Annotated in this window: 12 protein-coding genes and 1 tRNA gene; 5 read left to right on the plus strand and 8 right to left on the minus strand. The window is 68.0% G+C overall.

The features are described from left to right. Window positions 1-52: 52 nt before the first annotated feature. The 4 genes from ACFWMR_RS08035 to ACFWMR_RS08050 all read right to left on the minus strand — a co-directional run bounded on the left by ACFWMR_RS08035 (window position 53) and on the right by ACFWMR_RS08050 (window position 4,425). On the minus strand, window positions 53-1,033 hold the full coding sequence (locus ACFWMR_RS08035; protein WP_005155717.1) for a ribose-phosphate diphosphokinase: 981 nt from the start codon (window positions 1,031-1,033) through the stop codon (window positions 53-55). Further along, entirely contained in the window at window positions 1,030-2,517 is a 1,488-nt protein-coding gene (glmU, locus tag ACFWMR_RS08040) for a bifunctional UDP-N-acetylglucosamine diphosphorylase/glucosamine-1-phosphate N-acetyltransferase GlmU (RefSeq protein ID WP_378274297.1), read from the minus strand. Before glmU ends, ACFWMR_RS08035 begins: the two co-directional genes overlap by 4 nt. Window positions 2,518-2,561: 44 nt before the next feature. Next, a complete protein-coding gene (locus tag ACFWMR_RS08045; protein ID WP_093937825.1) occupies window positions 2,562-4,310 on the minus strand; it encodes a GGDEF domain-containing protein in 1,749 nt (582 codons plus the stop codon). A 43-nt stretch (window positions 4,311-4,353) separates the two neighbouring features. Next, window positions 4,354-4,425: transfer RNA gene (locus ACFWMR_RS08050), tRNA-Gln, on the minus strand. 174 nt (window positions 4,426-4,599) lie between these two features. Between ACFWMR_RS08050 and ACFWMR_RS08055 the strand changes: the two genes are divergently transcribed. The 3 genes from ACFWMR_RS08055 (at window position 4,600) to ACFWMR_RS08065 (ending at window position 6,960) form a co-directional block, all read left to right on the plus strand. Then, on the plus strand, window positions 4,600-5,550 hold the full coding sequence (locus ACFWMR_RS08055) for an acyl-CoA desaturase (protein ID WP_039917316.1): 951 nt from the start codon (window positions 4,600-4,602) through the stop codon (window positions 5,548-5,550). Between the two features lie 98 nt (window positions 5,551-5,648). Next, on the plus strand, window positions 5,649-6,242 hold the full coding sequence (locus tag ACFWMR_RS08060; protein ID WP_143267223.1) for a TetR/AcrR family transcriptional regulator: 594 nt from the start codon (window positions 5,649-5,651) through the stop codon (window positions 6,240-6,242). Between the two features lie 82 nt (window positions 6,243-6,324). Further along, window positions 6,325-6,960 carry an LppU/SCO3897 family protein gene (locus tag ACFWMR_RS08065; RefSeq protein WP_378377870.1) on the plus strand — a complete coding sequence of 212 codons (636 nt, stop codon included), beginning with the start codon at window positions 6,325-6,327 and terminating at the stop codon, window positions 6,958-6,960. Between the two features lie 6 nt (window positions 6,961-6,966). Here ACFWMR_RS08065 and ACFWMR_RS08070 read toward each other — a convergent pair whose 3' ends face one another. Further along, window positions 6,967-7,359 carry an NUDIX hydrolase gene (locus ACFWMR_RS08070; protein ID WP_378377871.1) on the minus strand — a complete coding sequence of 131 codons (393 nt, stop codon included), beginning with the start codon at window positions 7,357-7,359 and terminating at the stop codon, window positions 6,967-6,969. 3 nt (window positions 7,360-7,362) lie between these two features. Beyond that, window positions 7,363-7,884: an isochorismatase family protein gene (locus ACFWMR_RS08075; protein ID WP_378377872.1), complete on the minus strand. Its 522-nt coding sequence runs from the start codon at window positions 7,882-7,884 to the stop codon at window positions 7,363-7,365. Between the two features lie 31 nt (window positions 7,885-7,915). Here ACFWMR_RS08075 and ACFWMR_RS08080 point away from each other — a divergent pair, with 31 nt between their 5' ends. Next, window positions 7,916-8,641 carry an SDR family NAD(P)-dependent oxidoreductase gene (locus ACFWMR_RS08080; protein ID WP_378377873.1) on the plus strand — a complete coding sequence of 242 codons (726 nt, stop codon included), beginning with the start codon at window positions 7,916-7,918 and terminating at the stop codon, window positions 8,639-8,641. On the opposite strand, the gene ACFWMR_RS08085 is transcribed toward ACFWMR_RS08080, so the two are convergent. Next, a complete protein-coding gene (locus ACFWMR_RS08085; RefSeq protein WP_378377874.1) occupies window positions 8,638-9,822 on the minus strand; it encodes a PQQ-dependent sugar dehydrogenase in 1,185 nt (394 codons plus the stop codon). The two genes, ACFWMR_RS08080 and ACFWMR_RS08085, sit on opposite strands and share 4 nt — an antisense overlap. Before the next feature lie 47 nt (window positions 9,823-9,869). Beyond that, window positions 9,870-10,634: an MmyB family transcriptional regulator gene (locus ACFWMR_RS08090; RefSeq protein WP_378274300.1), complete on the minus strand. Its 765-nt coding sequence runs from the start codon at window positions 10,632-10,634 to the stop codon at window positions 9,870-9,872. An 86-nt stretch (window positions 10,635-10,720) separates the two neighbouring features. Here ACFWMR_RS08090 and ACFWMR_RS08095 point away from each other — a divergent pair, with 86 nt between their 5' ends. Beyond that, complete coding sequence (locus ACFWMR_RS08095) at window positions 10,721-11,635, plus strand: LLM class flavin-dependent oxidoreductase (protein ID WP_378377875.1); 915 nt, start codon at window positions 10,721-10,723, stop codon at window positions 11,633-11,635. The last annotated feature ends 52 nt before the right edge of the window (window positions 11,636-11,687 follow it).

The raw sequence follows: 11,687 nt of genomic DNA on the forward strand, positions 1-11,687 counted from the left end.
CTGTCACTCTCCGAAAGAGAGCGACAGCAAAGGTCCCTTGCTTCGTTTTGGATCAGGCGTTGCCGTCGAAGAGGGACGTGACCGACCCGTCCTCGAAGACCTGCTGGATGGCCTGCGCCAGCAGCGGCGCGATGGACAGCACGGTCAGCCCGGGGAACCGCTTCTCCTCCGGGATCGGCAGCGTGTTGGTGACGATCACCTCGCGCGCCTTGCAGTTCGACAGCCGCTCGGTGGCGGGGTCGGACAGGATGCCGTGGGTCGAGGCGATGACGACGTCGGACGCGCCTTCGTCGAGCAGGGCCTCCGTGGCCTTCACGATCGTGCCACCGGTGTCGATCATGTCGTCGATCAGCACGCACAGCTGACCGCGGACCTTGCCGACGACGCGGTTCGCGACGGCCTGGTTCGGCTTGTCCGGGTCGCGCGTCTTGTGGATGAAGGCGATCGGCCGGTCACCCAGCTGAGCCGCCCACTTCTCGGCCAGCCGCACGCGGCCCGAGTCCGGCGAGACGACGGTGATGTTCTCGTCCTGGTAGGTCTTGTTGATGTGCGCGGCCAGCACGTTCTGCGCGAGCAGGTGGTCGACGGGGCCGTCGAAGAAGCCCTGGATCTGCGCGGTGTGCAGGTCGACCGTCATGATCCGGTCGGCGCCGGCGGTCTTGAACAGATCGGCGATCAGGCGCGCGGAGATCGGCTCGCGGCCCTTGTGCTTCTTGTCCTGCCGCGCGTACGGGTAGAACGGCATGATCACGGTGATCCGCTTGGCGCTCGCGCGCTTGAGCGCGTCCACCATGATCAGCTGCTCCATCACCCACTCGTTGATGGGCGCCGGGTGGCTCTGGATCACGAACGCGTCGGTCCCGCGCACCGATTCGTTGAACCGGACGAAGATCTCCCCGTTGGCGAAGTTGTGCGCGGTCTGCGGGACGACCGACACGTTGAGGTGCTTGGCCACCTCCTCCGCGAGTTCCGGGTGGGCGCGCCCGGAGAAGAGCATCAGGTTCTTCTTCGGTGTTCCGGACTTCGAGCTCATGCTGGCGACTCCCCGTCGTTTCCCTTTGCTGAATCGGACACGGCGGTGGTGTCCTGCTTCGCGGCGGAAGCTGCTTCCGCCGCGGGGGTGCCCGGCCTGCGCCGGGTCACCCAGTCTTCGATGTTGCGCTGCGGCCCGGTGGACACGGCGAGCGCGCCCGGGGGCACGTCTTGCCTGATCACGGTGCCTGCCCCACTGTAGGCGCCGTCGCCGATGGTCACCGGGGCGACGAACGTGTTGTCCGCGCCGAGCCGCACATGGGAGCCGATCGTGGTGTGGTGCTTGTTCACGCCGTCGTAGTTGACGAAGACGCTGGAGCAGCCGATGTTGCTGTTCTCGCCGATGGTCGCGTCGCCGACGTAGGTCAGATGCGGAACCTTCGTCCCGGCGCCGATGTCCGCGTTCTTCGTCTCGACGAAAGCGCCGAGCTTGCCCTTGGTCCCCAGTTTGGAGCCGGGACGCAGGTAGGTGAACGGGCCGACCTTCACACCGTCGCCCAGTTCCGAATCGGAACCGTGCGTCCGCACCACCGACGCGCCCGCGCCGACGGAGACGTTCTCCAAGGTGCTGTCCGGGCCGATCTGCGAGCCCTCGCCGACCGACGTCGACCCCTTCAGCTGCACGCCGGGCTCGATGACGACGTCGCGCGACAAGGTCACGCCCGCGTCGATCCAGGTGCTCGCCGGGTCGACGACGGTGACGCCCGCCCGCTGCCAGCCGCGGACGATCCGGCGGTTCAGTTCGGCGCCGAGGACGGAGAGCTGAACACGGTCGTTGACGCCTTCGGTCACCCACGGGTCGTCGATGACCAGCGCGCCGACACCCTTGCCGTCGCCGCGGGCGATGCCGAGGACGTCGGTGAGGTAGAGCTCGCCCTGTGCGTTGTCGGTCGAAAGCTTCGAAAGCCCGTCGACCAGGACGGAAGCGTCGAAGGCGTAGACGCCGGAGTTGATTTCGGCGATTTCGTGCTGTTCGGGGGTGGCGTCCTTCTGCTCGACGATCGAGGTGACGACGCCGCTGTCGTCGCGGATGATCCGGCCGTAGCCCGCCGGGTTCTCGACGACCGCGGTCAGCACGGTGACCGCGTTGCCGGTGGAGGTGTGCTCGGCGACCAGGGAAGCGAGCGTTTCGGTGTCGAGCAGCGGGACGTCGCCGTAGCTGACGACGACGGTGCCGGTCAGCCCGGCGGGCAGCGCCGAGAGCGCGCACGAGACGGCGTGCCCGGTGCCCTTCTGCTCTTCCTGGACGGCCGTGACGACCTCGCGGCCGAGTGCCTCGCCGACCTTCGCCAGCCGCGCGCCGACCGAGTCGCGGCCGTGGCCGATCACCACGACCAGGTGTTCCGGGCTCAGTCCCGCGGCGGCCCGGACCGCGTGTTCGACCAGGGGACGGCCGGCGATCGGGTGCAGCACCTTCGGGGTGGACGAGCGCATACGGGTGCCCTCACCCGCGGCGAGGATCAACGTGCTCAGCGGGCCGGTCACGGCACTCCCAACATTTCACCAACGGTGGTTGTCGGGCATTGATCCTACGTGGGCTGCTCGGAGTCCCACGCGGGGTCGGTCGGAGCATCCTCACCGGGCCATCCGGTCACCGGATCGATGGCCATCGAGTTGACCGACGAAACCTGGTTCCCGCCGCCACGTTTCGCCTGGTACATGGCCGCGTCGGCGCGTGCCAGGACCTGCTCGGCGCGCTCCTGCGGGCGGAGCGAGACGAGGCCGACGGAGAGGGTGACGCCGTGCGAAAGATGGTGCGGCAGAGATGCGACGGCATTCACAGAACGACCCAGCGCCTGTTTCGCCGCCGAGGCCGGAGCCCCAGGTAGAAGCACGATGAACTCGTCTCCGCCGTATCGGGCGACGACGTCGTCGCCGCGCAGGGCGTCGCGCAGCGTGCTCGCGATGACACGGAGCACGTTGTCGCCCTCGGCGTGCGACTGCTTGTCGTTGACGTCCTTGAAACCGTCGAGGTCGACGAGCGCGACCGCGAGCGGCTGGGCGTCCGCGGACGACGCCAGCGAACGGAGCTTTTCGTCGAGCGCGCGCCGGTTCGGTAGACCGGTGAGCGGGTCCTGCAGGGCCTGCTGGGTGATCGCGCCGTGTTCGGCGGACAGGCGTTCGTGCTCCCGGCGCGCGTTGAGCGTGGCGATCTGCGATTCCCGCAGCGACCACATCTCCGTTTCCAGGATGGTCGCGTAGTCGATCAGCGATTGGCTCGCTCCGGACGCGTAGTCCGGGGTGGTGTCCAGCCTGGCCAGCTCGCGGGCGAGATTCAGCCGCATCGACGGCAGAGAGCCCTCCTCGTTGTCCTCGCGGACCTCTTTGAGCACCTGCAGCGCGTCTTCGCGGCGGCCGTCGTTGTCCAGGCAGCGGGCCAGCGCGATGGCGATGATCTCGCGTTCGTGCGGGAACACCAGTTCCGGATTCAGCAGCGAGTTCAGCCGCTCGACATGCGACGAATCGGGCGACGCCAGCGCGGCGGCCGCGGCGAGCACGCCGACCTGGTCGATCGCGGGCAGGTTGGCCTTGCGCGGGAACAGCGACTCGGTGAACGGGCCTTCGGCGGCCTGCGCCATCGACGCCGCGGTGCGGAACTTGTCCGCTCCTTCGTCGTACCGCTCGATGCGTTCGAGCCGCAGGCCCCAGCCCAGCAGCATCTTGACCCGGTTGATCAGCTGGAGCGCGATCTCGTGCGGGCTCGCGCTGTCGCGGATCGCCTGCGCCGCGCGGGCGATAGCCTCCTCGGCCGCCTCGTAGACGCCCAGCTGGTTCAGCACCAGCCAGCAGTCGACCAGGGTCGTGGACAGCATCCGGTCCCAGTTGCGCCTGCCGACCTGCCGGTCCGGGACGGCGGAGTCGTCGAGGATGGCCAGCGCCCTGGCGATCTCGGTGAGGGCGGCGTCCTCTTGTTTGGCGATCACCAGCCGACGGCCGCGCATGGCGTGCGCGTCGGCCCGCATCAGCGCGAGACCGTGCCGCCTGGTGTGCGCGAGCATCTCGTCGAGCCTGGGTTCGGCTTCGGCGGCGAGACCGCGGGTGACCAGCCTGGCCATCGCCGAGTAGCGCAGCAGCTGGGCGACCAGCAGCGGTTCGCCGCGGCGCTGCGTCTCGTCGAGGAGTTCGTCGAGACTGGTGACGATGTCGAGCTGTTCGGCGAAGCTGACGCGCTGTATGGCCGCCCCGAGTTCACGCGCGCGACCGTAAAGCCAGGCGTCGGACATCTCCGCAAGCGCCGGCCGCCTGCCACTGGTCGTCGCGTCCTCGGTCAGCCGCACACACCCCCACCGTTGAAAACGCCGCTGGTCATCTGTTCGTCTGCTCCGCCGCCAGGATTCGAACCTGAACTGTCAGAACCAAAATCTGAAGTGCTGCCGATTACACTACGGCGGATCGATCCTGGTCAGGATAGCCATGCCGGGGACCTCCATGTGCGCCCGGGGGTTGCCTCACGGTCGCGGGCACTCCACAGGGGACGAAACCTCCTGTACCGTAACTTACGGCATCGTAGGTAAGGTCACCCTTAGGGAAACCCTCAAGGGTCGCGCGAAGAAAAGAAGTGACTGCATGACGGCTACCCTGGACCAGTCCCAGAAGCCCGCGAAGGGCCCCAAGCCGGTCACCGACGGGCAGCGATCGAGCGCCGTGCAACTGTCGGTCTACCTCGGGGTCATCTTCCCGCTCGCCGCACTGCTCGCGGCCGTCCCGTTCGCCTGGGGCTGGGGATTGACCTGGGTCGACGTCGGCATCTTCGTGGTCTTCTACGCGATCAGCGGACTCGGGATCACCGTCTCGTACCACCGTTACTTCACGCACGGCTCGTTCAAGGCCAAGCCGTGGCTGCGCGTCGTGATGGCGATCGCCGGCAGCATGGCCGTCCAGGGCCCCGTGATCACCTGGGTCGCCGACCACCGGCGCCACCACGCCTTCTCCGACCGCGACGGCGACCCGCATTCGCCGTGGCTGTTCGGGACCACGCCGCTCGCCATCGCCAAGGGTTTCTGGCACGCGCACATGGGCTGGCTGTTCGATCGCGACCAGAGCAACGCCGAACGGTTCGCGCCGGACCTGCTCAAGGATCGCGCGATCAAGAAGGTCGACGACCTGTTCTGGCTGTGGAGCCTGCTCACCCTGGTGCTGCCCGCGATCCTGGGCGGACTGATCACCTGGTCGTTCTGGGGCGCGGTGACCGCGTTCTTCTGGGCCGGGCTGGTGCGCGTCTGCGTGCTGCACCACGTGACCTGGTCGGTCAACTCGGTCTGCCACATGATCGGCGAGCGCCCGTTCGCCGCCCGTGACAAGTCGGCCAACTTCTGGCCGCTGGCGATCTTCTCCTTCGGCGAGTCGTGGCACAACCTGCACCACGCCGACCCGACCTCGGCTCGGCACGGTGTGCAGCGCGGCCAGATCGACATTTCCGCGCGGCTCATCTGGATCTTCGAAAAGTTCGGCTGGGCCTATGACGTGCGCTGGCCGACCCCGCAGCGCCTCGCGCGCATCGCCACCGAAAGCAAATAGCGAGGTCACGTTAGTCTTCTGCAATGGCGGGGAGACGGCGAACCAAACGTGAAGCGGTCACTGGGGCGCGTCCGGTCGCTCCGGTGGCCCGGGTGCGGATGACGGGGAGCGAGCGCAGGCAGCAGCTGCTCAACGTCGCCAGAGCCCTTTTCGCGGAGAAGGGTTTCGAAGGCACCTCCATCGAGGAGATCGCGCACCGCGCGAACGTCTCCAAACCGGTGGTGTACGAGCACTTCGGCGGCAAGGAAGGCATCTACGCCGTCGTGGTCGACCGCGAGACCCAGCTCCTGCTCGACAGGATGGTCTCCACCCTCCACGGTGGACACCCGAGGGTGATGCTGGAGCAGGCGGCGATCGCGCTGCTCTCCTACGTCGAGGATTCGCACGACGGCTTCCGCATCCTGGTGCGGGATTCGCCGGTCGCGAGTTCGACGGGCACGTTCTCGACGGTGCTGAACGACATCGCCAGCCAGGTCGAGCACATCCTCGCGCAGCAGTTCGCCGCGCGGGGCTACGACGAGAAACTGGCCGCGCTGTACGCGCAGGCGCTCGTCGGGATGGTCGCGCTCACCGGGCAGTGGTGGCTCGACGCCCGGAAGCCGAAGCGGGACGAGGTCGCCGCGCATCTGGTCAACCTGGCCTGGAACGGTCTGTCCAATTTGGAGCACAAGCCCAAGCTGCGGCTGCGCTGAGATCTACGTCGCGCGGCCGTAACGTTTCCCCGGCGATGAGCGCTAGGCCCCCCGAAGAGATCATCAAACTGGGGGAACCACCGTGGAGAACTATCCCGCGCCCGCCGTCGAACAGATGGTGCCGAGGAAGAAGACTTGGCTGAAGCCTGTCATCAGGCTGGGTATCTTCGCCGTCATCGTCGTGATCGGGATCTTCGTCGCGAATCCGTTCACGGCGTCGAGCACCGAGGTCGGCGCTTGCCTCACGGGCAGTGTCGACAACGCGGACAGCGTCAAGAACGCCGAATGCGGAAAGCCGGACGCGAACTTCAAGGTCGTCGGCAAACAGGAGAACAAGTCGGAAATCGGGCTCAAGCTCTCCGGTGGAACCGAATGCGACGACTATCCGACGACCGACGCGTACTTCTTCCAAGGAAAGAAGGGGGCCGCCGACGGCACCCTGCTCTGCCTGGAAGACCTGAAGAACCCTGGCGAGCGGGCGCCGGTCGTCGGCGACTGCCTCCCCGATGGCGTGGTCGAGGCGAAGAAGCTCACTAAGGAGGACTGCGCGACAGCGCGGTACAAGGTCCTCGCCATCGAAAAGAGCGCGACGTTCCTCATCGACGGCAGCACGGTCTGCACCCAGGTGCCGTCGACAGACGAGAAGATCCAGTGGCAGCGATCGGGCGGCACCCTTCCGCAGTCGCGGGTGCTGTGCCTGGACGACCTCAAGAAGTAGCGGTCGTCAGCGCAGGAGGCCGGTCTCCCGCAGGTGGTCGAAGATGAGCTTGCCCGCCGCGGAGAGACGGTCCCTGTCTTCATAGCCCAGCCACGCGAGTTCCTCGATCTCGCTGCTGGCCACGGGTACGCCGCTGAATTCGGCGGTGTAGCAGGTCGTCCGCACCACGAGCCCCTGCGCGTGCCCGTCGGCCTGCGCCTCGAACGTTCCGGCGGGCTCGGCGCTCGCCGGATCGATCTCGACGGTCAGTTCCTCACGGATTTCGCGCACCAGAGTTTCCGTGTCGGTTTCGCCGGGTTCGCGTTTCCCGCCAGGCAGGTAGAACACGGACTTGCCGCGCGAGCGGGCGCCGAGGACGCGGCCGTCCTGGAAGTGGAGCCAAGCGATTTTGTCGATCATGGTTCAGTCCAGCGCCGCGGCGGTTTCGGCGGTCGTGAGCACTTCGCCCAGCCGCGGGAAGACCTGCGTGATCGCCGATTCGTGGGAGATCGCGGCGATTCCGGCCATCGCGTCCGAAACCGCGACGGTCTCGTAGGCGTGGTCGATCGCGGCCCGCAGCGTCGATTCGACGCCGTACTCCGTGGCGATCCCGCCGAGCACGAGCGTCTTCACGCCGAGTCCGCGCAGGAGCTCGTCCAGTCCGGTGCCGTAGAACGCGCCGATCGTGTGCTTGGTGATCAGGTGCTCGCCTTCGCGGGGCGTCAGTTCGGCGACCAGTTCGCTGCCGGGCGGCTGCTCGTCGACGTCCGGCCGGTGCGCCCGCACGTGGACGATCGGGGAGCCGGCCGCGCTGAAGGCGTCGCGCAGGAGGACGGCGTTCGCGACGACTTCCGTGCCTTCGATCGGCGTGGTCTCCAAAGCGACGATCCGCGTCTGGAGGTCGATCAGAACGAGCGCCGTCGTCGCCGGGTCGATCTTCGTCATGACGCGAGCCTAGTGTCCCTATGCTGGACGCATGGGGCAGCACAGGGAAGTAGTGGTCACCGGCGGCGGGACGGGAATCGGGTACGCGGTCGCGGCGGCGTTCGCCGCGCGGGGCGATCGGGTGACGATCACCGGCCGCCGCGAGCAGGTCCTCACCGAGGCGGCGACGTTGCTCGGCGCGAACCCGGTCCCGTTCGACGCGGCCGATCCGGACGCGGTGGAGCGGGCGCTGGCCGAACTGCCGGAGCGGGTCGACGTCCTGGTCAACAACGCGGGCGGGAACACCGATTTCCGGAGCGGATCCGCTGAAGACCTGAGGTCGTTCGCCGCGAACTGGCAGGCCAATCTGGACGCCAACGTGTTCAGCGCCGTGCTGGTCACCCGTGCCCTGCGGGAAAGGTTCACCGACCACGCGCGGATCGTCACGATCGGATCCATCGCCGCGCACACCGGAGCCGGGTCCTACGGCGCCGCGAAGGCCGCGCTGGAGGCGTGGAACGTCGACGTGGCAAGGGAATTCGGGCCGCGCGGGATCACCGCGAACATCGTCGCGCCCGGATTGGTCGGGGACACCGAGTTCTTCAACGGCAAGCTGTCCGACGAGCGCCGGGAGTGGCTCATCGGCAACACGATGACCAAACGCGCCGGAGAACCCGAGGACGTCGCCGAAATGGTGGCCTTCCTGGCGAGCCCTGCCGCGCGGCACGTCACCGGCCAGGTCGTCCACGTCAACGGCGGCGCGTACCTGGGGGGCTAAGCCCCTGGGGTGACTCGCAGCAGCTTGTCGTCCTTGCCCTCCGAAGTCGTGATGTAGAGGGCGCCGTCCGGCCCGCTCCGGACGGCGCGCAGCCTGCCGAACTTGTCGTCGAACTCCGGCGGCAGCGTCACTTCGGTGACCTTGCCGGTGTCGTCGAGGCGGAACAGCAAGAGCTTCTGCCCCTTCAGCGCCGTCACGGCGATCGACCCTTCGAGCGCGCCCCACCGCGATCCGGTGAGGAACTCGGCGCCGCAGATCGCCTCGGTGATCTCGCCCGTCGTCCACAAAGGACCAACAGCATCGGGGAACCGCTGCTTGTCGGTCATCGGGACGCCTTCGTCGTAACTCGTTTCGGTGCCGCCCTTCGACGGGTCCCAGCCGTAGTTCGCGCCGGCGCGTTCCAGGTTGACCTCGTCGTCGATGGTCGGCCCGTGTTCGGCGGTGAACACCTGTCCGGTGCCGGGGCGGACCGTGACGCCCTGGACGTTGCGGTGCCCGTAGGTGAACACGCGTTGTTCGTTCGGGTTCGCGGCCGCGATGAACGGGTTGTCCGGCAACGGGTTCCCGGTCTTCGCGTCGACACGCAGGACCTTGCCGCCGAGGCTGGTGCGGTCCTGCGGGTGCTGCGGGCGGGCGGTGTCGCCGGTGCCGACGAGCAGCGCGCCGTCCGCGCCGAAAGTGGGACGGCAGCCCGAATGCCTGCCGCTGGGATTCACCGGCAGCCCGGTCAGCAGGTCCTTGACCTTCGTGGCGCTCGCGTTGTCTTCCGACAGCCGCCAGGTGACCAGCCGGATGTCGACGGCGTTGTCGCCCTCCTTGTGGGTCTGGCAGGTGATGAACTCGCGCGACGTCGCGAAGTCCTTGCTGATCACCATCCCCATCAAGCCACCCTCGCCGCGTACGAGGACGTCGGAGAAGTCGGCGGTGACGTCGCGTTTCGTGCCGCCGTCGACCAGGGCCAGCTTTCCGGGCCGCTGGGTGACGAGGATCTTGCCGTCCGGCAGGAAACCGACGTCCCAGCCGTGTTCGAGCCCGGCCGTCACCTGCTCGACCTTCAGCTTCGACACGGCGGGCTTCGAGGTGACCGGTGGCGCGCTCTGCACCGGTTCGCTCGACGCCCCGGAACAGGCTGTGACCAGCAAGGACAGCGAAGCGAACGCGACGACGGCGGTAGTGCGCATGGCATCAGCATGCCAGCCGCGCCAATCGCCCGCGAGGGACGAACCGGTCATCCGGTGAGGATCGCGGCGGTTTCGGCGTCGGCGGGCAGGAAGGTCTCCAGCTTCAATTCCGACACCGTGACGTCGGCGGCGGTCGCGAACGTCGTGATGGCCGTGATCAGCCGCAGTTCACCCGCCGAAGTGGACAGGCGCATCGGCACGGCGAACCCGAGATGATCCGGGCCGGGCGGTCCCGGCGCCGGAACGTAACTTTCGAGTTCGGCCAGCAGCGCGGTGAGCCGCTCGTCGGGAGCGTGCGCGATCTCCTGCGTCAGCCGTTCCAAGATGTGCCGCGCCCAATCCGCGAGGTTCCGCACCCTCGGCGCCATTCCGTCCGGATGCAGGGCGAGCCGCAGGGTGTTGACCGGTTCCTCCAACAGCTCCGGCGCCACGTCCTCGAAGAGCAGGTCGAGCGCGTCGTTGCGGGCGACGAGCACGCCGTAGCGGTCGACCACGATGGCCGGGTACGGCCGGTGCCCGTCGAGCAGCCGGCGCATGCCGTCGAGGACCGGCTTCAGCTTGGGATCGCCCAGTTCCGTTTCGGGGAAACCGGGCGCGAACCCGGCCGCGAGCAGCAGGCCGTTGCGCTCCCGGAGCGGGAGTTCGAGCGACTCGGCGACCCGCAGCACCAGGCCGCGGCCGGGGATCGACCGGCCGCCTTCCAGGAAACTCACGTGCCGTTGGGTGGTTCCGGCCCGGATCGCCAGTTCCAGCTGGGACAGCCGCCGCCGTTCGCGCCAGCCCCGCAGCGCGGGACCGAATCCGGAAACCATGGTCGTCATCTTGGCCGAGCCGCGTTCGGTACCGCCATTCCCTCGAAGGAATTGAATCGATTCCCCGGCGTGGAGAAGCTCGTGGCATGAAATTCGGTCTGGTCGTCCCCACCTATCGGTCCATCCTCGACGCCGGGCGCACCGCGCCGGAAATGGTCGCCATCGCGGTCGAAGTCGAACGCCTCGGCCTCGATTCGGTCTGGGTCGGCGACACCCTCGCGAAGGCGCCCATCGATCCGTTGACGTTGCTCGGCGCGTTCGCCGCCAGAACCGAGCGGGTCACGCTCGGCACCGCCGCGCTGCTCCCGGCCCTGCGGGATCCGCTCCTTTCCGCGAACGCGATCCTCACGCTCGACCTGCTCAGCCAGGGCCGGATCACGCTCGGCGTCGGCGCGGGTTTCGCGGGCCGCAGCGAACCCGAATTCGCCTTCACCCGTGTTCCGTGGGAGCGGCGGCGGGCCCGGCTCGACGACATCGTCGCGTTGTGGCGGCACGTCTGGAGCGGGAAGAGCGGCTCGTTCCACGGCGAAGTGCTGCACTACGACACCCTTCCGGAGTACCCGGAGCCGCACCGGCCCGGCGGTCCGCCGGTGTGGCTGGCCGCGTTCACGCCCGGCGCGTTGAAGCGAGTGGGACGGTCATACGACGGCTGGCTGCCGTATCCGCCCGACGTCGCGGACTACGTCGAGGGCCTCGCGAAGATCCGCGAAGCGGCCGTACGCCCTATGACACCCGCGTTGTTCGCGACGGTGCTCATCGAAGATGACCCGATCCGGGCACGGGAGCGCCTGGAGGACTACGCGCAGCGGAATTACGGCGTCCCGCTGGACTTCGTCGAGAAGATCCAGGTGCAGATCGCGGGCAGCCGGGACGAGGTCGCCGAAAGGCTTCGCGAATACGGGGAAGCGGGCGCCGAACACGTGCTGATCCGCATCGCGACGCAGGAACCGGCGGAGTTCGACGAGCAGCTCCCGAAGGTGGTCGACGCCCTGCCCAGGTAATCGCGCGGCGGACTGTCGGTGCCCCCACGTAGGCTGGGACAGTGACAAACGC

Origin of the sequence: Amycolatopsis thailandensis, assembly GCF_042723255.1 — a bacterium.
Lineage (GTDB): Bacteria > Actinomycetota > Actinomycetes > Mycobacteriales > Pseudonocardiaceae > Amycolatopsis > Amycolatopsis thailandensis.